Genomic DNA, 22,514 nt, shown 5'->3' with positions numbered 1-22,514 from the left:
GGTTTAATTTTATTTGAGCTTTTCTTCCAGTGCGACGGCCCTGACCAGCTCGCGCTCAAGCCGCGCTTCTTCTTCAATTCTTGGCTTGGTGAAGCGGCCAAGAAGAAGATAGGCAACCGGCGTCACAAACAGTGTTGCGATCGTGGCCAGACCCAAGCCACCAACGATCACCCAGCCAAGCGCCACACGGGCTTCAGCCCCCGCGCCACTTGCCAGAATCAACGGCACGCCACCGAGGACCGAACAAATCATGGTCATACAGACCGGGCGCAGGCGGATATTGGCCGCCTCTTCAATGGCCTCACGAACATTCATACCCTTGTCACGCAACTGATCGGCAAACTCGACAATCAGAATGCCGTTCTTGGCCATGATACCGACAAGCAGCACAAGTCCGATCTGACTGTAAACATTAAGACTGGTGCCGGTTAGGATCATCGCGAAAACCGCGCAGCCAAGTCCCAGCGGCACGGTTGCCATAACGATGAGCGCACTCACAAAGCTTTCGAACTGTGCAGCCAGCACCAGCAGGATAATGATGATGGCAAAGCCAAACACCAGCGCAATACCGGTCGATGTTTCGCTCAGTGTCGAGGCCTCAGCCAGCGGAATAATATGCGCGCCGGGTGGCAACAGCGGTGCGGCTATTTGCAATGCGGCGGCATAGGCATCGCCCAAAGCGAAATCGCTGCGCAGGTCAGTCGTGATTGCAATAGAACGCTGTCGTTCTTCGCGGTTGAGCTGTGGCGGAACTGCTTTTTCGACCACTGACGCGATAGAAGACATCGGCACATAACGACCATCCGTTGTCTTCAGGAAAACATTTTCCAGATCCGTCGGGTCGTTGATCGGATTGGTGGTCGCTACAAGTTTCACATCGAAACTTCTGTCACCGACATAGACCGATCCGATTTTGCGACCATCAAGTACCGCCTGAACCGCATTGGCAAGACCTGTGATATCAATGCCAAGATCGGATGCGCGCTCACGATTGATCTCGACCGAGAGCTGGGGTTGCGTTGCTTCAACCGACAGACGTGGCTGCACAAAACGCGGGTCTTTTTCAAGCGCCGCAACGATAGCGTCAGTCGCAGGACGCAGTTTCGCATAATCCGTACCGAGTACCGCAAACTGCAAGCCATTGCCTGCACCGCGGATGCCCAGGCTGTTAGGCTGTGCCGTGAAGATGCGCACCGCCGTAATCCCGCGTACACGCGCAGTGATATCGGCCATGATTTCCTGCTGCGAGCGGCTACGCTCTTTCCACGGCGCCAGTGTCAGGACCATAAAGCCGTTATTCGACGACCCGCCCGACCCAGCAATGCCATAGGTGGTCAGAATTTCACCACTATCGCGCAAAGGCTGGATCGCTGTTTCGATCTTTTCGAGCTGCGATTGAAGAAATTCAACGCTGATACCCTGCGGACCATTGATACGCAGAATGGCGACTGCGCGATCTTCCGTCGGTGTCAGCTCCTGTCTCAGCATACCGAAACCGACATAGGACGCACCGGCAAAAAGTATTGCGACCAGAACGACAATGAACGGGGCAGAAAGACAGGCATGGAGGCTCTTACGATAGAAGCTTGCCAAACCACTGCCGATCCGACGCAGAAATTTTGGACCATGGCCGCCGCCTTCAGAGGTTTCAACACCCTCTTTAAGGAACCGCGATGCCAGCATCGGACACAATGTCAGCGCAACAATGGATGACAGTAAGATAGCGATTGCCAGCACAAAACCAAACTCGCGGAAAAGACCGCCAGCTTGTCCCGGCAGGAAGGAAATCGGCACAAACACAGCCACAAGTGTAAGTGTCGTTGCGATGACAGCGAAGAACACTTCCTGTGTGCCCAGAACCGCAGCCGCGCGTGGTCCCATGCCCTGATTGCGTCGCCGCACGATATTTTCGAGCACCACAATCGCGTCATCCACCACAAGGCCGGTCGCAAGCACGAGCGCCAGCAATGTGAGAATATTGACCGAGAACCCGCTGAGATAGATTGCCGCAATCGTGCCGATCAATGCCACAGGCATGGCCAGAGCCGGGATAAGTGTCGCGCGGATATCCCAGAGAAACATGAAGATGATCACGACAACGATGATGACGGAGGCGATGAGCGCAATCTCAACTTCGTGGATAGCGCCGTTAATGAAGCTGGCATCGTCACTGGTAACCGTCACATTGACGCCGGGCGGCAACGTATTTTTCAGATTGGCGACGGCTGCCCGGATACCTTCCGAGATATCGAGCGTATTCGACTGCGCCTGACGCACGATGCCAAGGCCAATAGCCGTTATACCATTTGAACGCACTGCCGAACTTTCAATGTCCGGACCAAGCGTGACTGTTGCCACATCGCGAATTTGCGTGCGCCCTTTAATATAGACGTTCTCGAAATCTTCTGGTCGCTCGAGATTGGCCGTGGCGCGAACCACAATCGACTGATCTGAACTGCGCAACGACCCCGCAGGCGCATCAAGACCCATGGATGAAAGCGCGCTCGAAATATCCGCAATGGTTAATCCGTAACTCGCCAGGCGCGCCTGAATGATATCGATGCGGAAAATCTTGTCGCGATTACCATAGATCTGCACATCGGCAACGCCTGGAACAGCCGAAAGAACATCCTGAATCTGATCTTCCACCAGCACAGTCATATCGTCGACCGCCATCGTGTCGGACGTAACTGCAAGGCGCATGACCGGATCGGCGTTGGAGTCTGCCTTGATGATGCGCGAAGGATCGGCTTCCTCCGGCACATTGTTTGCCACGCGTGAAATGGCGTCACGCATATCGGCCGCAGCGACATTGAGATCAACGCCGTCGTTGAACTCAACCGTGACGCGGCTGCGTTCAAACGACGATGTTGAAGAAATAGATTTCACGCCCGATACGCGGGCAACTGCATTTTCCAAAACCTGTGTCAGCTGCCGATCGATGGTTTCGGCCGAAGCGCCACTGAAATCCGTGCTGATTGTCACGACAGGACGGTCCACATCGGGCAATTCACGAATATCGACGCCGGTAAAGGCCGCAAGGCCAGCAACGATAATCAGAACATTGATGACGAAGGCAAAGACCGGACGTCGAATAAACAGCGCTGTCGACCCACCGGTATTGCCAGAATGCGAATTAGGATTGCTCACGCTTTATCCTCACCCTGCAGCACGGCTTTTGGCGGACGGATCAATGCGGGCTGTCCCTTGCTCATCCAGTACGCGCACCGGCGCGTCGTCGCGCACGGTCTGCACGCCTTGTGTAACGATCATGTCACCTTGCTTAACTGCACCATCGATCAATATGTTGGTTGAATTACGCTGCACAATGCGCGCGGCCACCTTCTTTGCGACACCCTCTTCAACGCGCCAGACGTAAGAGCCATCGGCACCCCACTGGATAGCCAGCGGGTCAACGGAAGGATAGTTATCTCCAGGGAACAAAACAGTCACCGAAAACGACATGCCGGCACGCAAACGGTCCTGATCGTTGTTGATCTCCGCGCGAACATGCAATGTGCGGCTCGCCTCATCGAGCATATTATCAACGGCGTTGATTTCGCCCTTATGCGTCACACCGGGAAATGCGGTGGATTCGGCTGTAAGCGGCTGGCCAACCTTGATCTGCGGTGCAAAGCGTTCGGGCACCCAGATATCGATCAACACCTTGGAGCGATCATCAATGCGGGCAATTGAAGTTTGTGCGGTGACATAGTTTCCCGCATTAACCGGCAGAATACCAACAACACCGGAAATCGGCGCGCGCACCGTGCGGCGGCTTAATGCAAGCTGCGCATCGTCCAGCACAAGCTTGGCGTTAGACAAAGCCAGATCAGCTTCAACTTCCTGTACCACCGTTGCCGTATTCGTGGCGCGCAAACGCGCGATGCGCTGGCGTGTGGTTTCAGCATCTTTCAGCGCGATCTGTGCTTTACTGACCGCAATGGTCTCGGTCTCGTTATCAAGTACAGCAATCGGATCACCCGCCTTAATGAAATCACCCGCTTTCACAAGCAGCTCATTCATATAACCGCTCGAATAAGGCGTGACTGAAACTGTGCTGAGTGCTCGCGCCGAGCCAATGGCTGTCAGGCGATTGTTGATCGTCTCTTCACCTGCCGGTTCAACAACAACGAGCGGAGCGCCTCGTCCCGAAGATGATCCATGCGTCTGTTTTCCGGGAGCTGCGCCTGATGCCGTTTGCGCCGAGGAGTCTTTATTTTTATAGATGTACCAACCGCCTCCAGCGGCACTAACAATAAGCAGGCACAGAACAATCTGCTTCCAAGACTTCATTCAACTCTCCGGCAGGGCCTCGTCTAAGTCATCGACGGGCCTCTGATCAAACCATCCATATTCGCTTTAGAGCACTCGGCACCCTCTTAGGTGGCACAAAGCACGACGCTCTAGACACAGGATATGCAGCAAACAGTATCAAAATAATGATCGCCCAATAAGTTGCGTCGAAAGCGCGGAATTGGGGCATCACGGACTTCTCTTTTTGCGAGTTTGCACGTCGCGATTCCACACGTCGAGTTAAATTTCGGTAATGCTGACAAAGGAATGCAATGGACCTGTTTCAATCAAAAGAGACAAAGCCGGTTGGAATTATCTCACGCCACCATATATAGAAGGCGGTATTTGTATGTTCGCATTGTGATGAGCTTTCTGAATAAGGCACGGCCGCATTGCAGCCACACAGCCTGTCGATTTGGATTTAACGTATGGCGGCTGTTGAAAAAACAATGGATACGGGTGGGGTCGTTGCCGATGCAGCCCCGCAGTCTCCCGCTGTGGCATCTCCAAAGGATGATAAGACTTCGCCCATCCATTTCACGCGCCTTCGCTGGCGCAACCGGCTTTCAAGCAAGCTTCTTATTCTAACCGCTCTCGCTGTTCTTATCGCTGAAGTTCTGATCTTCGTTCCATCCATCGCCAATATGCGGGTGCGCTGGATGAGTTCGCGCCTCGACACCGTGGATGCAGTGAGCGAAGTGCTTATCGCAAGTGGCAATATCAATATTCCACGCGAAGTGCAGGACAAGGTGCTGCTCGCAACCGGGACCAAGGCGATTGCTTTGCGCGAGGCGGATGCGTCTCATCTTCTGGCGATGAGCGAAATGCCGGGTACTATCGATCAGGTTGTCGATCTCAATAATATCAGTGAAGCCGCTGCCATCTGGGATGCGTTTGGAACGCTCTTTAACGGTGGCAATCGCACATTGCGTATTTATGGATCGAATCCGCCTTCTGCCAATCCGGGACGTATTATCGAAATCGTCACTTCGGATGCGCCGCTGCGCCATGCCATGCTGAGTTATGCGACCAACGTTGCAATCATCTCTCTGCTTATCTCAGTCATAGCCGCAAGCCTCATTTATCTCATCATTCACGAAATGCTTCTGCGCCCCGTACGCCTTATGCATCGCAATATGATTGATTTTGCCTCGGCACCCGACAATCCCACCCGGATTCTGATACCCGAAAACCGCAAGGATGAGTTCGGCATCGCACAACGGCAGATCGCGCATATCCAAAGCGATTTGCAGCGCACACTGAAAGAACAGAAACATCTGGCCGATCTCGGCCTCGCGGTCTCCAAGATCAATCATGATATGCGCAACATTTTGGCATCGGCACAGCTCATGTCGGACCGACTGGCCTATACCGAGGATCCGATGGTGCAACGTTTTGCGCCAAAGCTTATTCACACGCTGAGCCGCGCCATCAATTACTCCGAAAGCGTGATGGCCTATGGTCGCTCTCAAGAGGCCCCACCTACCCCGCGCCGCGTACAATTGAGCACCGTCGTTCTTGACGTGCAGGAAACACTCAATCTGAAAACGGAAAGCGGGATTGAGTTCGAAAATCTCATCCCCGTTAATTTCGAGTTGAATGTCGATTCCGAGCAGCTGTTTCGTGTGCTGCATAATCTGTGCCGCAACTCCGTGCAGGCGATGGAGCGTGACCGGCGCAGCGATGTGTCTACCATCAAGCGCTTAACACTTTCTGCAGGTAGAATAGGCACGATGACGATTATCGGCGTAGAAGACACTGGTCCTGGCCTACCGCAGAAAGCGCGTGATAATCTCTTTACAGCGTTTAAAGGCTCTACACGCAGCGACGGCACAGGGCTTGGGCTTGCAATCGCGCAGGAATTGGTGCGCGCACATGGCGGCACGATCGAACTGCGTGAAGATCGGCCTATAGGCGCGCATTTCGAGATTCGCCTTCCTGACTTGCCTAATTGGGGCGAAAGACGCAGCAATCAGCACGGAAGCAATGCTGCTTAAAGCGTTTCGTATGAATACGATGAAACGTGACACGTATTAGCGGATTGAATCTCGCCCGACATAAGTGCCATTTCAAACGTCAAATTCAAAAAATCCACTCGATTCATCAAGTTGCTAGTGAGCTGATTCACTGCATGATTCCCGCTGTGCGATTGCTGTCTCGTCCTGAATTCATGCCATTGCCTGGCTTTCGCGCGTTTTCCCCAATCCGAAACAGGCTCAAAAAGCCCGCAAAGCCGGGCATTGATAAGAAAACTTCACATAAGCGCATTTTTTTCCAAGAAGGTGCTTGCTTTTAGTAATCCGTCCGATTATCAACCGCCCATCGCCGCAGCAATCGCGGCACACAGGCAAGCACCCGTAGCTCAGCTGGATAGAGCACCAGACTACGAATCTGGGGGTCAGAGGTTCGAATCCTTTCGGGTGCGCCATTCTTTCTCTACAAAAATTGATGCTTTCAGGATTAGTGAAACCGCTGATTTATGAAAACTATTCAGCCACTTAGTTAAGAAACTCCTGCAGGATTTCCGCCTGTGAGGAAGCTACGCCAAGTGAGATGAATTTGCTTTTTCATTCGCAAAATCAAATCGCAGATCATGGCGAACAGTAATGATATCTATCATTGTGAAGTTCGATCTTTTATCTCAGGGGATACGGTCTTGGTTTCCAACTTGCAGGAAACTGGTGCTGCGAGAGAGGATTGAATTGTCGATACTCTCTCGCAATGGCGTTTCAAACCGTTGTTTTTATTATCTTATTAGGGCTAACTAATTTATAACTTTGTGACATTGTGACGGGGTATAAAATGGGACATTTGAGCCTGTGGATAATAAATGCGCAATCCCAAATTGAGAAGCTTGACCAAACACTAGAGGGTAGTGCCATTAGAGATGGGGAATTAATCGCGATTCGAGATTATTTGTGGCGGACATTTATAAAATTAAGTCTACAGTTTTAGCGCACATTAAAGTGTTGGGTGGTATTTTTGCAGTAATCGCTGGCTTCGCTGGAATCTATGCCCTATTTGGCAATCTCGAATGGGCGTTAAATAATAAGTACCAACTGCTTTTTATCGCCTTTCAACTGGAAATAATTCTGTATATGGGCTGGTATATTCTAGAAAGAAAACCTCCTGAATATATGAAAAATCCAGCAGTAAAAAAGGTGATGGATCAAAAAAATGGGAATGTAATACTTCTTGTTGAAAATGCACCTTGGCTTAGTATGGGCGTAATGACTTCAATACACGTATTAAAAGATGATTTTGAAGTACTTTTATGCGTTGGTGAAGTTATAAACGTACAGAATAACAAGAACGTACAAATACAAGTCGTGAAAAGTGATTATACAAATGATTCATCGAAAGCGGAAAGCGATAATATATTAAAAAATCACCGTAATGATCTTTTAATACGCCCCGGACTGTATCGGAGAAAGCCAGAATGAGTGATGAATACGGAAAGACACCAAAGGTAGTAACCGTTCTTGATGAATATAAAATAGTAATTAATCGCGGACTAGATCACGGAATTAAACCTGGTGACTTGTTTCTAGTATTCTCATTAGGTGAAAAAATATCTGATCCAGATACAGGTGAAGATTTAGGAGTTCTAGAAATAGTTCGTGGCCGAGCAAAAGCCGACCATGTTCAGGAAAAATTCAGCACTCTAATTAGCAACGAATTTGAAGTAACAACCGGCCCTAAAAGAACAATACGCCGTAAGGAGTTCGGGTATATGCTTTTAGGTAATGGGGATACCGTAGAGGAAGTTGAAGAGGTCCGTGACTCAACCAGACTTACTATTGAGGCTGTAGTTGGCGACTATGCGCGCCCGATTTGAAGATATAGCCCCCACGCATTATGGTGGGGGCATTTGTAAGGCTTCTCCTAAAACAATCGATCAGACTCCTGCGCTAAATAACTTCATATCGCAGCCTGATTTGCGGTTGTTCTATCAAATGGAAACCAGCTTTCACCAACGTCCGAATCTGTAGCAGGCGAATGTAAGCTGTAAATTGCAAACGCCATTGCAATCATATCGCGAAAAAAATGCGCTGCTGTGTGCGGAACGAACAATGTTGCAAGCCGATCCTGATAACCGATCTTTGCCCAATAAAAGGCTTTTATTTGTTCATCAGTGAAGCCAGACACCATATTAGAATATTGCATAAACAATAAATCATCATTCGAAGTGTTTATCACCTCTTCCGCGACCACATCGCAAAGATTTTTGGCAACGCTAAGGATTGATAGATCGTTGTCTAAGCCGTGCTTTTCGATCTCTTTTTTAAAATAATCAGCGCTAACCATGAGACCAGCCGCAAGTCCATTGACCGTGATCAACTGTAAGCGAAAGTCTTCAATCATTGCAGTTTCAGTTGCCGGGGTGTTAATGTCGTTCATCGCTGATACTCCTGTGTTTGCGATGTTTAAGAATGAGGGGCGGCAAAGCGAAGTTTGGACGCCGAACTTTGCCGTTCCCGTTCAAAGGGCAAATTTAGCCCTATGCTATTCCGCGATCTGGCGGACGTGCATTTTGTGTGGCTTGCAAATTATAAAGCTACAAAGCCGGGTTCTGTTGATTGTGATTGAATGTTTGAGCGATCTTGTCCGCTCATGGCAGCTAGTGCCGGATATGACGATAAGCGCATTTGATTTTAGTCCTTCTGATTTTGAAAGGACCTCCCATTGATACTAAATTCTTATGGAGAACAATTGGCGAATTTGGGTGCGACAATCTGACATAGCTTTCAAGCTGCACTCTGGCACTCTGCCCCACTACCGGGAACAACATTCAAGTGTTTCGTCAGCGCCAAGCTGATCTCACCTAACGGATCATAGCCAATTCCTGCGCCACCATTGTAAGGCGCGGTGATAATCGCCTTAATTTCCGCCATACAAGCCCGCCAAGCCCTCTCATCAACTTCAATAGCGGAATGCGCCATATCTGAATCAAGCGATTCAGTGACTCGCTGTGTGGATTCTAGCTGCTGGTCACTAGCCACTTCTAACAAAGCATTTGCTAGGGTCTGATCGTGCGCGGTGAGGTGCCGGAATGCTACGTCGAGCAACTCTGTGCGCTCTGCGTTTCCGAGAATGTCTTTGAATGTGTCTGCATGTGTGTTGGCTGGCAGATAGGCGGCGGCTTTTGTAAGCGCTGCGATTGCTGCCAGTGTGAGGCCAGCAACTTCGTTTCTGTGTTCCTGCGAGAGAAAAGCTGTAACTGTCATAAGTTCTACTCCTGTTAAAAGCGGTGCGCTTCGGCGCTGCCGTCCAGTAATAGGAATAGTTTTATTCGCTTTGCAATAGCATCTATAAATAATAATATATTATTATTTTTTCTCTAACTAACAAGTTAGTTATTTTTACTTCAATTAATAATCGACCTGATAGTATCATGGTAATTTTTATTCATATTCTTCATTTCAGTGCTTATGTAAGTAGCCCCTTTGTCGTCTGTGTTTAGTTTCTTCGTTGTCCGGGATACGTCCTTGAGGATATATTCGGCCAAGCCAAGCGGCTCTGCGATAGGCTTCACGTTTGCAAGGGTTGGATAGAGTGCCTTGCGTCTGTAAATACGTGACGCAGATAAGCGCAAAGCCTCTGCCAGCTTATCTTTAAAATCAGGGTCTGGTTTCTCCATATCCGGGATGCATAGACCATGCGTGTGAAGCTTGCCTTTGCTGTCAAACTCAAGCGCTAGTGCGATTGCCGGAACGTAGCCAAAACACTCAAGTAAGCGTTTCTTGAGGTGCCTATCTGCAAAGAGCATTGCCGGGGATGATGATTTCAAAAGCTCTGCAACGCGGTCCTCATGAAAGTCTAAGCTGAAAAACCAACCGTTCTGTTCATGCGCCTGCATTGAGGCAAGAACGAATTTGCGTTTCCTGTCGGTGAGGCTTTTCCATCTGTGTTGAAATGGGTCTGTTAGGTTTTCAGGTGCAAGGAAGTGTTTAAGCCCCTTCCTGTCCGGGTAGGTGGCTAGAGAATGGTCGCGGGCAACGGTGTATGGTGTTGGCTTGGCGCTGCCAGCAATTGCCCTGCTTTGTTGCGGTGCATCTTCATAATCACCAAAAGCGCCATAGAGGGTGCTGGTTGAAGTGGCGGGCAATTGCGGGCGCTGTTCGCCGTGTGGTTTTGAATTGAAGGAATTTTGACGGGTGGTTAGATTTGCCGCGCCGCTGGCGATTTCTAATAGTGCTAATTTCTCTATTTCTTCTACTTCGTTATAGGGAGTAAAAGAGGTGTTATTTTCTGATACTGGTTGAAATGCATCGGTGCCGGTATCTTCGCATTGATTTTGTTGAATAATTTCTGATTTTTCAGCTTCGCGGTTCAGGAATTTTGACGGGTCAATTTCAGGCGTCATTTTTCCTTCAATTGTAGTGTCGAAAAGTTGCTCAATCTCATCATCCGTAAGCGTCAAATTTCCTTCAAACTTATCATTTGAAAGGGGAAAAAGGCTTTCGATTGAAGGCGTCAAAATTCCTTCAATTGGCTTTTGATCTAACTCCGACTCTGGATCATCTAAAAGATCGTCAAGTGATGCTAAAAGCAACGCTGTTCGATTATCTATAGTTTCCACTCTTTGAACAGAATTAAGTTGATCCCAAACTAATTCTATCGTATTATCTTCATTAAGAGCACAAGGCACTTTGCTCTTCTCCTAGTTTACTATTGAAACCACCGTTATTTCCTCTGGCGGTGGTTTCTTTATTAAAGATATTAAAACGTGCTGCTTCCGGTTTTATTCTTGTTGATCTTCAATCGCATCGATAGCGCGGTCTATTTGCTTTGCTATATCGATTGCTAAGTCGCGGTTATAAGATCGTGTCATTCCATTAGCCGGGATCGTCACACGAACGCCGCTCGTTTTACGCGACACAACGAAGTGCCTATCGATTTGCATGTCTTGGAATTTGTCCTGCGAGGTCGCGGCGCTAAAAATAGCATCGCTTAATTGCTCTGCGATCTCGCGGCTCATTTTTTCTTTTGGATCATCACCGAAGCCAATCAGGAACGCATCGTCGCTTTTAACGTGCGCTATATGAAACTCTGGAATGTCTGGCGATATGATGCCGTCAGCTATAGCTTGCTTGATCAATCCTAAAAGCAAAACGGAAGGCGTGGTTTGTTTAGTTTCTGCAATCTGACGAAGCTGCAAACCACGCTCATAAGGAAGTGGGAATAATTGTTGAGGTTGCACTTATAATCTCACTATTAATAGTTAATTCAATATTAATAGTGAGATTGATTGCTATTGTCAATTCCGTCCACGATTATTGAGCATGTTACCGGGGCGGCGCTGCCTTGCAATTTCATCAGCAACCACGCTTCTCATTGTCGCTTCCATCGCCTTTGAGGTCTGCTTTGCAAGATCGGCGTTCTGTTCAGGTGTGCCGCCTGATGCATTCACGGTGACAGGTGCGGAAATATTGAAGGCTGGCGCGTTGTTCGTCATATTTGTTGTGTTCATGCCAGCCGGACGCGCAAAGGCCGTGCGGTCTACATAACCGCCTTCCGCATAGCCACGCTTGGCGTTGACGTGAAGGGCTTCGAGGTTTTTCACGCCAAGCCGCTTAACGGCTGCTGCGCTCATGACATATTCGCCCTTATGCACCACGCCTGCCGGTTCATGCTTGCCGCCGCGCCCGGTATAACCGCCGTCTGCGAAGCCTAATATGCTGCCGAGGATGCCGGAACCGCCGCCAAACAATGAAGCAAGCGGGCCTTGTCCAAGCAATGCAGCTTGCAAAACAGCATCCATGAGACTGTTCGCTAAGTTTTTAACCGCATCTGATAGGCTGGTTGTTCCCGTGATTAGGCCGCTTAATGACTGCGTGAAGCTCTGCGCAAAGAACATTTTGGCTTGATCGGCGTTCTGCATGTCAGTCTGCAAGCGTTCGGTTTCCGCTCGTAGTCCGGCTGTAGCTGCCACCTGTTCGCGGATTTTCTGGATTTCCTGATCTGACAAATTCACGCCGGAACGCTTTGCGGCCTGAATACGCTGGAACACCTCTAATTCGATTTGCCTTTGCTGCGCAGATAATCCCACTGTGCGGCGTTCTACTTCCGCAAGGCTCTGACTTTCGCGCAAACTATCGTTTAGCTGCTGGCGGGCTTCTGTGGCGCGTTTCGCATCGTCTGCGGCTTTCTGCTGGCTTTCGGACGGTGCAATCTTGTCAGGAACCGTTTGTGTGCCGCCATAGGCAGCGCTGATCGTGCCAGCATCAACATTGCGCAATCCCTCCCAACGTCCGCGAAGCTTTTCAACGCTGCCACCCGTCGAGGCTAGAATTGCCTGAGCAATCGCATCCTGCGTGTTCTGGTCGAATAGGTGATCCCCTGCCAAACCAAGGCGAGGCATGAAGTCCTGCAAGGTCTGGCGCGTGATCTGGTAGCGTCCAAGTGCCGACGAATTGAAAGTGTTATCCGGGTGCGCCAGCATCTGCTTTTGCAGCGCCATGACTTCATTAAGTGTCATTGCAGTAAGGTTGCGATTGCCGCCGGTGAATTTTCCATATCCAAGCGTCTCGTTATAGCCACGGCCTTTGTCGGTGCCTTCGGCTGCGCCGATCAGTCCGAGCATATCTTTCTGAACGCCATACTGCGCAACCGTACGGGCGCGGTCCCTGATACGGTTCGCAGTCTCAATATCGGCTGGCGTTTTGGCATTCTTCACGGCTTTTTCAAAAGCCGCGTCAATAGCGTCCAGCTTCGCCAGTTCATCCAATTCAGCTTTAAGCTCTGGCACCATTGATTTCAAATCGGTGAGCGCTGATTTGAAATTGGCTGCTGCGCTGGCGCTGCTGTTGAATGAATTTCCTGCATCCTGAATAGCCGTGGTGAGCGTATTTGTGCTTGGCGATAGTTCGGTGATCTTGCTGTTTAAAGCTGCAAGATCATCTTTCAACCGTTGAACCGCAAGGCCGTCGATCGCATCATCAAAATCAGATTTTGATTCAAGCTCTGCGATCTTATCAAGAATAATCTGGCGCTCTTTATATAGCTTGTTTAGCTGCTGCGCCTTGTATTCCGGTGAGTTCTGGCGATTGTTGTAATCCTGAATTGCCTTATCGCGAACATTGGAAATGTAGCTATCGCCCTTAATCCATGAGATAGCGTTTATAAGCTTGTCCATATATGACAGGCTCTCAAGGGCAGCTTGCTTTGCGTAAACTTGCACGTTGCGCCATAGCGTTTCAAATTCAGCATCAACTTTTTTGGCAGATTCAATCTGTTCGTCAGTGAATAGAGCGGCTTCACTCCGAAGTTTTTTTATCTGATCTACGGACAAACCAAGCATCTTGGAAAGCTCTTCCGCGCCAGTGCCGCCGAATAGCTCATCAAGGTTTCGCGCCTGTGCCGCCTTGTCCATCTTTTGCAGCTTGCCGATAATTTCATCAAGGAATGCGGAAGGGTCTTTCAGGCGTTCCGCCACGTCCGAGGCAGTATAACCGAGCCTTTCAAATGCTTCGGCTGCGCCACCTTTGCCAGTTTGAACAAACTCATCACCGCGAATGTTCAGTTCCTTGAGTGCATCGGTCACGCCGTCGATTGACGCGCCTGTAGCTTTTGCAACATAGGTCCACTGTTGCCAGATTTTAGTTGAAACACGCGCCTTATCAGCTTCACGGCCCACTTCTGCGATTGTTCCCGCGATCTGCTTAAAGGCCGTTGCAGCGGCTGCAATTGCACCACCTGCAAGAATTGGCTTGAACGCAAGCTGTAGTTTCTCTGCGATCTTGCTGCCTGAATTGGCGAAAGACTTCTCCATGTTATCCGCTGATCGTTTTGCAGCGGTTTCCATGTCTTTCGTGTTCCTGCGAACCGCATTTTTACCGCGCTGCATATCGCGCTCAAGCTTATCAACTTTCGCCTGCAATACGATTGAAAGGCGTTCTTCATCTGTAATAGCCATTTTTAAAATTCCATAGTTTCATAAATTGAAGCGGGTGCATCTAATTCGAGTGCGCGGCCCACTGCCATTGCTGCGGCAACTGCCCCGTCAATGCGGGTGCTGCGGCTGCTTTTGTGCATCCTGATTATGCCGGTATCGGATCGGCTCACCGCCACGCTGTCGAAATGCTGGCGCAATACGGGGTGGCCGCTGTGTCTAATCTTGCGCCCGTTCACGGTGCGCTCAAGTGCGCCAATAGCCGGGGTCATGGTGAGCGGGCCTTGCCGCATTTCCACAACTGGCAAGCCCTCATCATGCAGACGTTGCATGGTGACACGCGCTAAGTGCGGATCAAACGCGATCTCTTGCACGTCATACGTCTGGCAAAGTTCGCGGATTTTATCTGCAATAACTTCCGGCTCAATAATGGGGCCGTCGATGACGTGAATTAAGCCCTCATCCTGCCAATAGGTATAGGGCAATCCTTCGACTTGCTGCCGTTCAATCAGGGTTTCGCCCGGTGCAAATATCCAAGGGTGAATAGTGACTGTGTCGTTATCATCATCGCGCCAAGCGGCGACAATGCCCGTCAGGTCGCCCGATACGGATAGATCAACGCCAAGATAACAAGGCAGCTTTTTAAGGCGCTCAAAATCAAGTTCCTGCTTTCCTGCGTCATATGTTGTCATATCGAATAGCGGGTCACGGCTGTTGCCGTGCCATTTATTCAAATGGAATTGTTGAAATTCAAATGCTTTACGCGGATTTGAAAGCCCTTCGCGCACTTCAGTGCGTAGCTTTTTAATATCCTGAAAATCATCTTTTAACCCCGGATTGACGCGGTGCCAAACATCTTCATTCGTCCAATCTTCTTCAGGTTCCATCTCAAAAAGAATAGGTAAAAATGAGGGGTCTATAACTTCGCCGGTTGCTACCTTCCGCGCATAATCATAGCGCTCTGCTGCCAGTGTATCGCGTCCACGGCCTGCGGTAGTGGCTGTGATCGTCAGGCCGCCTTTGCGCTTAGACATGCCAGATTGAAGCGCTTCCCAAAGATCACGATTGCCCCATAAATGAATCTCATCGGCTAGAACGAAACTTGGCGTGGTGCCGTGTTGTGCCTTGCCGTCACTCGACACGGCTTTAAGGGTTGATCGATCGATCTTGTTAATGACCGTCTTTAAACTGGTAGTGCTGTCGTAAATGCGGCTGACATTCTCAATGCGCTTATCAGAACGCACCATACCAACAGCTTCATTAAAACCAATACCGGCTTGCTGGCGATCTGAAGCGGCGAATAGGATTTCACCGGCTGGCACTGCTTCAGGTCCAAAGAGGTGCAACATTGCAAGGGCGGCGGCAAGCGAGGTCTTGCGATTGCCGCGGGGAATAAATAGGAAAACTTCGCGAATTAGCCGTTCACCGTCTTCATCAACGGGGCTGTAAATGGCGCGAACAATTCGCTCTTGCCAGTCATACAACTGGAAGCGCTTTTTCGGTGCTGTGCTTTTCGGGTGCTTCAACGCATTGATAAAATCAACAGCAAGTTGACCGCGGCCGGTCGGGTCAGGGATTGGCGAACCGTCATAAATCCAGTGCGGGAATGCGCTCTTAATCATGTTTATGGTTCCTGCCGATTAAAAGCGGGTTGTCATCGTCGTCGTCTTCCGTTGGTGAATTGCCAATCCGGGTTCGGCTGGTCGGTGTCAGGCCGTATTCAGCGGCCAACTGTCGGGCCGTCTGCATGTAGCGGATTTGCAAGCCGCCTAGTTTAAGATCGGGCAGCGCAAGGGTGCGCATATGGTCTGTGATCTGGCGGGCTGCGCCAACTGCATTGCAATAAGCTTCGATGCCGGAAAGGTCGCCGCGTGTCAGGATACGCCGCTCAATAAGCTGCGGCATGACACGCTTCCATTCGGCTTTTGCTTCAGGCGATAGGTGCGCTGGCGCGGCTGGTGCTTTGGTGAGTGCGTCAGCGTCAGATTTCAAAGGTGGTTTCACACCACGGCTATGCACTCTCATCGGGTCGCAACTCCCCTTAGCTCAAGCCCGCGCCGCCTGCCTATCTCTTTAATCTCCTTGAGATTGTAATTGCCGCCTTCATAGATAATGCGGTCTGCGGTTGTGATCCCTGCAAGGTATCGGGTGCGGAAAATAATTGTGCCACTCTCCGCCTCTCCGAAGCCGGTTAGAAACTCGGTTGCGGATTGCTGCACGATCTCAGTGCGCAACGTTGCAATGATTTGCCACGTTTTGCGAACCGATCCAGACGGTGAGACGGTTTCAGTCTGGCGCTCAATTGTGATCTGTCGATCTAGTTTACCGGACTGCATCACACGAACCACCTAACAAGGGCTTCAACGGATAGAACAGCGTGGCCGTAAGCTGGATCGGGGTCACGCATAAAGCGGGTGCTAGTGGGCCTGAAATGGTCGCAATAGCCGCCTTCAATGTTCAAACTTTGCTTGTCTAGCGCGGCCATAACTTCGCCGGTGATCTGCTTTACCAAGTCTTGTTCGCTATCGAGCGTCCAGATATGCAGGTCAAGATTTACCCACGCGCAACGCTGTGCGGTATAGTCATAACCATGCAATGACGTGGTGCCGTCTGCGATGATAATGCTTGGCGTGGTGTCTGGTCTGGTTGCGCCGCTGCGGATATTGTTTGCAGGCACAAGCGCCGTCAGTTCCGGCTTCATGATTAGGCGGGCGCGAATAGCGGTCTGTAGTGCCAGTGTAGGTTCAAACATCACTGTCACCTCCGGGCTTGTTGTTGTTCCAAGTTTCGCGAATAGCCTTTCGTGCTGCTGCTTTTATGCGGCGCTTGGCTTTGTCGCGTCCGAGGTAGTAACCGGGCCAAAAGAACGGCTGCGCATCGGCTTCCGAGGTGCCGTATTCGACAAGGTGCGGATAACGAACGTCTGAATTGCCCGCCGTGATAATCGTCTCATCTGGTCCAGCCATGCGTGAGCCGCCCGGTTGTGAATATGCGGGTGTCGGTTCGTTGGGGCCGGTGATAGAGATAGAGTTCTTGAGGTCGCCTGTTTCAACTGGCGCAAGGGCGCGTTGCAAGCTGGCAATCTCATTCGCTGATTTGATAAGGGCGGGCTTAACGGCCTCTTTTGTGGCGCTTGTTATGCGGTCCATCTTCCCCAAAATCCGGTCAAGATCACTCACCATGATCTTCTCCAAACCATTCGAGACGATAATGGCGGATCATTTCACCTACGCCATATGGCAGTTCGTTCGCATTAACGCCGATTAGAACAGCTTCGCGATGCTCATAAAGGTGCGCTGCAAGCTGCAACACCGCTTCTTTGAGGTCTGCGCCGACTTCTGGAATGTCCGAGAATTTGCGGCCAATGTAGGCTTGGATAAAGCTCTCTGCCGCATCGATCTTATGTTGAAGAAATTCGGCGTCGATTTCAGCGCCTAAAAGGTTCAACTGTGACACAAGTAAATTAACAGATACGATACTCATAAAATGAAACTCTGTTGAAAATATTATTTAAGTGAATCTCTAGCGCGTTCCTCCCCCCGCCGGTGTCCACGTCACTTTCTAAAGTTCTTTGCCACCCCCGGCCTCACTAGATACATTGACCTTTACTTTCTTTCTTCCCTTTGGCTTCAAAGGCATTGTCAAAGCATCTTCGATTTCAATCCCTTCACACAATCTAAGCATTATTATCTTATAACTTATGCCTACTAACTTAGACCATTGCTCAATTGATCTACTTTCACCGAATGCATCGATCGTTTTTATTTTACGTTTCTTGACCGGATTATCTTTGTTTGCTGATCTTTTTAGGCGAGGTCTGCGGTGGATATATTTCTTCAGTTCCGGCGATATAAGCCTTTGTTTAGGTGCTACATGCATCGGGATTGTTATTGCTTGCTCTGCTGTCCAGCCACGATTGAGGCGGTCAATGATGATCTTGGCTGTGATCCCGTAATCGAGCGCCCATTCGGTGATAGGCTGTGTAGTGTTGTCAAAGGTGAGCGTGTCGGCTGGTGTCATTGCTGGCGCTCCTGCTTTTGCTTCCATGAGTTATGGCAATGCTCACAAAGGGGTTGCCAGTTGGCACGGTTCCAAAAGAGTTTCATGTTGCCTTTGTGTGGAATGATATGATCAACAACGGTTGCAGGCTCACCACAACGGCACTTCGGGAATGCTTGCAGGAATAAGGCTCTTGCTTCACGCCACTCGCGATTATATCCGCGCTGTGAGGCGTTCGGGCGTTTGCGGTCGTGGCGATCCCTGCGCCTGCGATCATTGATAATCTGGCACTCGCAACGGGTGTTGCCCGGCACTACCTTGCCACATACGCATAGATAAGCGGGCTTGCTCATAGCGCTTCCCTTAGTGCTTGCAGTCCTGCGCGATCAAAGGTCGGGTCTTGCCTGCCGCTGGCGATAAGGGTTTCGAGACTTTCTTTGTCGATCTTGTCGATCTGCGGGCCGGTATCTTCTGAGGTGCCGAATACGGATTTCAGAATGTCCGCGATAAATTCGGTGCGACCTTGATAAGCCAGGACGATTTCTGTCGGTGTGGCGTTCCATGTGTCTAAAGGTGTCCATCCGAGAACGCCGGTGCCGATCTGGAATAAACGCTGATAATATTCGGCTGGCGTTTGGGGTGTTTTGTTTGAGGCTTTGTGTTGCGGCGCATCTGCTGTTGCGGGTGATACGTCACGCATCGCCGGAATGTCCGCAATCAGGCCATGAATGAATGTAACGAAATAAGGCTGCAAAGCTGGAATTTGCTTTGCGCCATGTGTTGCAATCTCATGCAGGAATTTAGCGTGGTTTTCGCTGCCACTGGCGATTAGGATAATTTTCGCCAGTGTTTCAAGCTTGCCTTCGAGAATATCAGCTAAGACTTTCTCAAGGTCGCCAAATTCCTGCGTGAGACGCAATGCAGCCCGCAATGAGGGTTTTAAAGCCGTCACTATGTTCAAAGCATTTGCGGGCTGCGTTCTCATGTTTAGGCTGCGATCTTGAGTTTTGTCAGCGCTTCACCAATCGTCACTCGACCACCTACGCGGCGGCGGGCGTGAAGCTTGATAATGCCATTGGCTGCGCCGGTGAGTTCGTCACGCAAGGTTGTGAAGCCAACGCGATCTGCAATCGTGTAGCCGCTCTGGAAGTCACCAAAGACGATAGGCGTTGCTTCCTTGTCAGCGTTTGGCATGTCCACGGCTTCATATACCGGACGGCCAAGCAATGTTGGTGGAACGTCCGCTGCAATGGAAGGCTGCCACAAATAAGAGCCGTCTGTGTCTTTAAGCTTGCGAACGGTCGCCATTGTCGAGCGGTTCATAAGCCATGCACCGCGCTGCGAATAGCCGGTCTTGATATTATAAAAGAGGTCAATCAGCGCGTCAGCGTCGATTGCTTCAACTTCCTTCGCAACAATGTCAGTGGACTTGAGAACGCCTTCTGCCTGCGTGGTGCCATTGCCGTTCACAAACCAAGATGCTTCTTTCTGTCCGAATTTGCGGGCAATGTGGCCTGAAAGATAGCTCTCAAGATCGATCTGCGCGTCTTCAAGCAAAATGCGGGTCACTGGAACGATAACAGCCATTTCAAACGGCTTTAGGTCGATCTGGTCAAAGCTTGGTTCGTCTTCCGGGCGATCTTCCATTTCGCCAACTTCTTCCGGGTCAATTTCATTGACGAGGCGCGGAAGCTGCAAAAGCGGGCCGCTCATGCTGATAGATGATGCAAGCTGGCGCATTGGCGAAAATTCAGCCAGCTTTTCGATGATCGAAGTCGAGACGCTATCAGGCGCGACAATGCCGCCCGTTGAAGGGGTGCCGAATGCCAGCGCCTTTTCTTCAATGCGTCCGCTGCGCACGTAATCGGCAAAAGCTTTGCGCTCATCACCATTGTCATTAACAGCGCGTGGCTGGTTGTTATTGGAAGGCTGCGGGCGGTTCGCCTTTGCCTCCAGATTGTCGAGGCGGGCTTTCATTGCGTCGAAAGCCTTCTGATCAATAACCGGGTCTGCCTTGGCTTCCGGTGCGGTTTCGGTATTCAGGTTTTCCATTTTTTGTTCCTTGGAAATATCTAATGCCGCATCACCAACGGCCTTCAATGAAGTGATTTTCGCGCCGGGGTGACAAGGAACCGGAACGATAGAGATTTCATGCAACTCAAGGGCTGTGATGCTGCGCCCGTTGCGCAACGGTGCGGCTTTCTTAGTCTGGAAGCCGATAGAAAGGCCGGTGACTGCTTTGGCGCGGATCATGGCGCGAACTTCACGCGCACGTTCAACGTCATCAATCAGCAAGCGGCCTTTAACTGATAGGCCGTCCGAGGTTTCCGCGATCTGATCCCATACCCCGACAACTTGCGTCTGATCGTGCGCAAACAGCATTGGCAGGGTTGTAGGCATTGCTTTGAATGCGCCTTGTTCGATCTGGTCGCCTACGCGATCAGCGGAACCGAAAGGCCATGCAAGGCCGCTAATTTCGCCCGTATCGGTGACAGAAAAGGCCGCTTTGATTTCGAGGCGTTCGTTCATGGTGCTACCTGTTCAAGCGCATCATTTATAGCGGCCCGCAAGCTTTCCTCATCGTCTGCCGCGTTGTCGGGCGCATCTGATAGGACTTCACCGCTCCAAACCAATTCCATGAGGTCTAGCGCAATTGGCAGGGTCTGCATGATTGGGCGTGGCTTGATATATGTTTCGGTGAGGTGAAGTGCTTCTTGTTCGCTCGTGCCGCCGCCGATCAGTCCGAGCCGGATAATCGTGATCAAGTCGCCATAGCTAAAAGCTGCATTAAGAACGCGGGTATATAAAACGCCGATAGCCGAGGTTGTCAGCTTTTCGAGTTCTGCAATATGCTCTGGTATGATTTTAAGCTGGCGCTCTTTGTCGCCAATGAACGCGGTGATCATTATCGGTTCACCAAGCGTTGCATGTTCGCTTGCGCATCATCAAAAAGCTTCTGTTTCGCTTCCTGATACGCCTTCGCATCATGAGCATTCTTGCCGCGCATCATATCGCGTTCAAGCTTCGCTGTTCGTGCCTGTAAGACATCTGCGAGGCGCTCTTCATCCGTTCTCATTAGGTTTCATCCTTTGCGGAATCTGCCTTCGGGCTGGTTGTGGTGTAGGGGTTCGCCAACTCATCGCCGCCGGGTAGTGGCTGCATGTTCATGGTGGCGCGGACCTCATTAGGGGTCATGACGCGGGCAGCGATCAGCTTGTTGAAGATTTCGGCGCGGGCGGATGCATCGGCGCGTTGTAGGTCATCAATGACAAATTCAAAGCTGTGCGCGTCTTGCTCATCTTCTGTGAGCAACACTGTCGAATAAGCGTCCTGCCAGCGGTCGAGCCAAGGGCGCAAGCAAAGCTGCATGAACGAACGGGCCATTTCTTCCGTGTTCGCCCATGTGCCGCGTGTAAGCTCAAACAACATGGTAGACGGAACGCCAAAAATGCGGGCAATGTCATCAATCTGGAAAACGCGATTTTCGAGATACTGCGCATCGGTCGAGGTCATAGCCGGATATTCGGCCTTAAATCCAGCGTCCAGAATTAGCGGTTCATTCGTTTGACCAGACTGCCAAGCGAGATAGGATTTCTTGACGTTGGCAATTGCGGTTGCGCCGAGTGTGGTTGCCTGCGGTTTATCATTCGAGATAATGCAGCTTGCCCGCGTACCTGATCCAAAAAACTTAGAGCCGTGGCGCTCCAGCGTAGCAGATAGGCCAATCGCTTCGCGGCCATATGATACGGGTGATCTGTCACCAAAAGGCTTGATATGCAGAATTTCGGTGTGCGGATAATCAACGGTGCCGCTTGCTTCAGTGATACGATACACTGGCGGCAAATCTGCAAGGCTATCTTCAAGAACGGAAACGGTGCCGGGCTTTAGGCGTACCAACTCATATGGTCTGCCGTCTGGATAGCGAATAACCTTTGCAAAGCCGCCGCCATGAATAAGCGCGTCTTTCGTTAGATCGGTGCGTAGCTGCCCTGCGCTTGTCCAGCCGTTAGCCCGGTTGTGAACGATCTTGAATACCGGGTGATCTTTAGTGGCTGTTTTGCCTAGTTCATCATCGTGATAAAACTTGCATGGCAGTGAGCCGATATTTTCAGAGATAAGGCGAACAGCCTGTAAGACGGCTGGAACATTAATGGCATTGTTGCCACTAACATTAGAGCCTGAGACGGTAGGCGTTAATCCGAACAGTGAATAAGCATCGGGATCGGAAAGCTTATATGCCTTCCGATCCATTGAAAAACCTATTGCCTTAAATACGCGGCCAAAACTTTTACTCAACACAACTTCAAACCATGCTTTTGAACAT

General features: G+C 50.4%; 23 protein-coding genes and 1 tRNA gene. 4 read left to right on the top strand and 20 right to left on the bottom strand.

Translation table 11 applies throughout. The annotated features are described in order from the left end of the window. Positions 1-9: 9 nt before the first annotated feature. Together CEV33_RS16140 and CEV33_RS16135 are read right to left on the bottom strand one after the other, a co-directional pair. Positions 10-3,150, bottom strand: a complete 3,141-nt coding sequence (locus CEV33_RS16140; protein ID WP_094541412.1) for an efflux RND transporter permease subunit — start codon at positions 3,148-3,150, stop codon at positions 10-12. A 9-nt stretch (positions 3,151-3,159) separates the two neighbouring features. Further along, positions 3,160-4,296, bottom strand: coding sequence for an efflux RND transporter periplasmic adaptor subunit (locus tag CEV33_RS16135; protein WP_094541411.1), 1,137 nt, complete (start codon positions 4,294-4,296; stop codon positions 3,160-3,162). 428 nt (positions 4,297-4,724) lie between these two features. Between CEV33_RS16135 and CEV33_RS16130 the strand changes: the two genes are divergently transcribed. The 4 genes from CEV33_RS16130 to CEV33_RS16115 all read left to right on the top strand — a co-directional run bounded on the left by CEV33_RS16130 (position 4,725) and on the right by CEV33_RS16115 (position 8,134). Continuing rightward, positions 4,725-6,293 (top strand): sensor histidine kinase, encoded by a 1,569-nt coding sequence (locus CEV33_RS16130; RefSeq protein ID WP_094541410.1) that lies wholly within the window; start codon positions 4,725-4,727, stop codon positions 6,291-6,293. Between the two features lie 354 nt (positions 6,294-6,647). Next, positions 6,648-6,724: transfer RNA gene (locus CEV33_RS16125), tRNA-Arg, on the top strand. Positions 6,725-7,214: 490 nt separating this feature from the next. Beyond that, positions 7,215-7,739, top strand: coding sequence for a hypothetical protein (locus CEV33_RS16120; RefSeq protein ID WP_094541409.1), 525 nt, complete (start codon positions 7,215-7,217; stop codon positions 7,737-7,739). Continuing rightward, the gene (locus CEV33_RS16115) at positions 7,736-8,134 is read left to right on the top strand and encodes a hypothetical protein (RefSeq protein WP_094541408.1); all 399 of its coding nucleotides are present in this window, start codon (positions 7,736-7,738) and stop codon (positions 8,132-8,134) included. Before CEV33_RS16120 ends, CEV33_RS16115 begins: the two co-directional genes overlap by 4 nt. Positions 8,135-8,217: 83 nt before the next feature. On the opposite strand, the gene CEV33_RS16110 is transcribed toward CEV33_RS16115, so the two are convergent. From CEV33_RS16110 to CEV33_RS16030, 18 genes are all read right to left on the bottom strand, one after another. Further along, positions 8,218-8,697, bottom strand: coding sequence for a hypothetical protein (locus CEV33_RS16110; protein ID WP_094541407.1), 480 nt, complete (start codon positions 8,695-8,697; stop codon positions 8,218-8,220). A 347-nt stretch (positions 8,698-9,044) separates the two neighbouring features. Next, the gene (locus CEV33_RS16105; RefSeq protein ID WP_094541406.1) at positions 9,045-9,524 is read right to left on the bottom strand and encodes a hypothetical protein; all 480 of its coding nucleotides are present in this window, start codon (positions 9,522-9,524) and stop codon (positions 9,045-9,047) included. Positions 9,525-9,664: 140 nt separating this feature from the next. Further along, complete coding sequence (locus CEV33_RS16100; RefSeq protein WP_094541405.1) at positions 9,665-10,948, bottom strand: hypothetical protein; 1,284 nt, start codon at positions 10,946-10,948, stop codon at positions 9,665-9,667. A gap of 93 nt (positions 10,949-11,041) precedes the next feature. Then, on the bottom strand, positions 11,042-11,500 hold the full coding sequence (locus tag CEV33_RS16095; RefSeq protein WP_094541404.1) for a hypothetical protein: 459 nt from the start codon (positions 11,498-11,500) through the stop codon (positions 11,042-11,044). A gap of 57 nt (positions 11,501-11,557) precedes the next feature. Continuing rightward, positions 11,558-14,215: a hypothetical protein gene (locus tag CEV33_RS16090; RefSeq protein ID WP_094541403.1), complete on the bottom strand. Its 2,658-nt coding sequence runs from the start codon at positions 14,213-14,215 to the stop codon at positions 11,558-11,560. Between the two features lie 2 nt (positions 14,216-14,217). Further along, complete coding sequence (locus CEV33_RS16085) at positions 14,218-15,813, bottom strand: terminase large subunit (RefSeq protein WP_094541402.1); 1,596 nt, start codon at positions 15,811-15,813, stop codon at positions 14,218-14,220. Then, positions 15,806-16,216: a P27 family phage terminase small subunit gene (locus CEV33_RS16080; protein WP_094541401.1), complete on the bottom strand. Its 411-nt coding sequence runs from the start codon at positions 16,214-16,216 to the stop codon at positions 15,806-15,808. Before CEV33_RS16080 ends, CEV33_RS16085 begins: the two co-directional genes overlap by 8 nt. Beyond that, entirely contained in the window at positions 16,213-16,530 is a 318-nt protein-coding gene (locus CEV33_RS16075) for a phage head closure protein (protein ID WP_094541400.1), read from the bottom strand. Before CEV33_RS16075 ends, CEV33_RS16080 begins: the two co-directional genes overlap by 4 nt. After that, complete coding sequence (locus CEV33_RS16070) at positions 16,527-16,943, bottom strand: DUF3168 domain-containing protein (protein WP_094541399.1); 417 nt, start codon at positions 16,941-16,943, stop codon at positions 16,527-16,529. Before CEV33_RS16070 ends, CEV33_RS16075 begins: the two co-directional genes overlap by 4 nt. Continuing rightward, positions 16,936-17,373: an HK97-gp10 family putative phage morphogenesis protein gene (locus CEV33_RS16065; protein ID WP_094541398.1), complete on the bottom strand. Its 438-nt coding sequence runs from the start codon at positions 17,371-17,373 to the stop codon at positions 16,936-16,938. The genes CEV33_RS16070 and CEV33_RS16065 overlap by 8 nt, the downstream gene beginning before the upstream one ends. Further along, the gene (locus tag CEV33_RS16060; RefSeq protein ID WP_094541397.1) at positions 17,363-17,674 is read right to left on the bottom strand and encodes a head-tail connector protein; all 312 of its coding nucleotides are present in this window, start codon (positions 17,672-17,674) and stop codon (positions 17,363-17,365) included. The genes CEV33_RS16065 and CEV33_RS16060 overlap by 11 nt, the downstream gene beginning before the upstream one ends. 78 nt (positions 17,675-17,752) lie before the next feature. Then, on the bottom strand, positions 17,753-18,211 hold the full coding sequence (locus CEV33_RS16055) for a hypothetical protein (protein WP_094541396.1): 459 nt from the start codon (positions 18,209-18,211) through the stop codon (positions 17,753-17,755). Further along, complete coding sequence (locus CEV33_RS16050) at positions 18,208-18,543, bottom strand: HNH endonuclease (RefSeq protein WP_094541395.1); 336 nt, start codon at positions 18,541-18,543, stop codon at positions 18,208-18,210. Before CEV33_RS16050 ends, CEV33_RS16055 begins: the two co-directional genes overlap by 4 nt. Further along, the gene (locus CEV33_RS16045; RefSeq protein ID WP_094541394.1) at positions 18,540-19,175 is read right to left on the bottom strand and encodes a hypothetical protein; all 636 of its coding nucleotides are present in this window, start codon (positions 19,173-19,175) and stop codon (positions 18,540-18,542) included. The genes CEV33_RS16050 and CEV33_RS16045 overlap by 4 nt, the downstream gene beginning before the upstream one ends. Before the next feature lie 2 nt (positions 19,176-19,177). Further along, positions 19,178-20,719, bottom strand: a complete 1,542-nt coding sequence (locus CEV33_RS16040) for a phage major capsid protein (protein WP_094541393.1) — start codon at positions 20,717-20,719, stop codon at positions 19,178-19,180. Then, positions 20,716-21,096, bottom strand: coding sequence for a gene transfer agent family protein (locus tag CEV33_RS16035; RefSeq protein ID WP_094541392.1), 381 nt, complete (start codon positions 21,094-21,096; stop codon positions 20,716-20,718). The genes CEV33_RS16040 and CEV33_RS16035 overlap by 4 nt, the downstream gene beginning before the upstream one ends. Continuing rightward, the gene (locus CEV33_RS24010) at positions 21,096-21,266 is read right to left on the bottom strand and encodes a hypothetical protein (RefSeq protein ID WP_167388172.1); all 171 of its coding nucleotides are present in this window, start codon (positions 21,264-21,266) and stop codon (positions 21,096-21,098) included. The genes CEV33_RS16035 and CEV33_RS24010 overlap by 1 nt, the downstream gene beginning before the upstream one ends. Further along, a complete protein-coding gene (locus CEV33_RS16030; protein WP_094541391.1) occupies positions 21,266-22,441 on the bottom strand; it encodes a phage portal protein in 1,176 nt (391 codons plus the stop codon). Before CEV33_RS16030 ends, CEV33_RS24010 begins: the two co-directional genes overlap by 1 nt. Positions 22,442-22,514: the final 73 nt, after the last annotated feature.

It is taken from the genome of Brucella grignonensis (assembly GCF_002252505.1).
GTDB classification, from domain to species: Bacteria; Pseudomonadota; Alphaproteobacteria; order Rhizobiales; family Rhizobiaceae; genus Brucella; species Brucella grignonensis.
Note: the sequence above shows the minus strand (reverse complement) of the source record. Positions and strands in the feature narration are given on the sequence as shown.

Bases quoted from the DNA above. Each gene is read 5' to 3' on its own strand.
- CEV33_RS16135 (WP_094541411.1), bottom strand. From the start codon at position 4,296: ATGAAGTCTTGGAAGCAGATTGTTCTGTGCCTGCTTATTGTTAGTGCC.
- CEV33_RS16130 (WP_094541410.1), top strand. From the start codon at position 4,725: ATGGCGGCTGTTGAAAAAACAATGGATACGGGTGGGGTCGTTGCCGAT.
- CEV33_RS16115 (WP_094541408.1), top strand. From the start codon at position 7,736: ATGAGTGATGAATACGGAAAGACACCAAAGGTAGTAACCGTTCTTGAT.
- CEV33_RS16110 (WP_094541407.1), bottom strand. From the start codon at position 8,697: ATGAACGACATTAACACCCCGGCAACTGAAACTGCAATGATTGAAGAC.
- CEV33_RS16105 (WP_094541406.1), bottom strand. From the start codon at position 9,524: ATGACAGTTACAGCTTTTCTCTCGCAGGAACACAGAAACGAAGTTGCT.
- CEV33_RS16090 (WP_094541403.1), bottom strand. From the start codon at position 14,215: ATGGCTATTACAGATGAAGAACGCCTTTCAATCGTATTGCAGGCGAAA.
- CEV33_RS16085 (WP_094541402.1), bottom strand. From the start codon at position 15,813: ATGATTAAGAGCGCATTCCCGCACTGGATTTATGACGGTTCGCCAATC.
- CEV33_RS16080 (WP_094541401.1), bottom strand. From the start codon at position 16,216: ATGAGAGTGCATAGCCGTGGTGTGAAACCACCTTTGAAATCTGACGCT.
- CEV33_RS16070 (WP_094541399.1), bottom strand. From the start codon at position 16,943: ATGTTTGAACCTACACTGGCACTACAGACCGCTATTCGCGCCCGCCTA.
- CEV33_RS16065 (WP_094541398.1), bottom strand. From the start codon at position 17,373: ATGGTGAGTGATCTTGACCGGATTTTGGGGAAGATGGACCGCATAACA.
- CEV33_RS16060 (WP_094541397.1), bottom strand. From the start codon at position 17,674: ATGAGTATCGTATCTGTTAATTTACTTGTGTCACAGTTGAACCTTTTA.
- CEV33_RS16055 (WP_094541396.1), bottom strand. From the start codon at position 18,211: ATGACACCAGCCGACACGCTCACCTTTGACAACACTACACAGCCTATC.
- CEV33_RS16050 (WP_094541395.1), bottom strand. From the start codon at position 18,543: ATGAGCAAGCCCGCTTATCTATGCGTATGTGGCAAGGTAGTGCCGGGC.
- CEV33_RS16045 (WP_094541394.1), bottom strand. From the start codon at position 19,175: ATGAGAACGCAGCCCGCAAATGCTTTGAACATAGTGACGGCTTTAAAA.
- CEV33_RS16040 (WP_094541393.1), bottom strand. From the start codon at position 20,719: ATGAACGAACGCCTCGAAATCAAAGCGGCCTTTTCTGTCACCGATACG.
- CEV33_RS16035 (WP_094541392.1), bottom strand. From the start codon at position 21,096: ATGATCACCGCGTTCATTGGCGACAAAGAGCGCCAGCTTAAAATCATA.
- CEV33_RS24010 (WP_167388172.1), bottom strand. From the start codon at position 21,266: ATGAGAACGGATGAAGAGCGCCTCGCAGATGTCTTACAGGCACGAACA.
- CEV33_RS16030 (WP_094541391.1), bottom strand. From the start codon at position 22,441: ATGGATCGGAAGGCATATAAGCTTTCCGATCCCGATGCTTATTCACTG.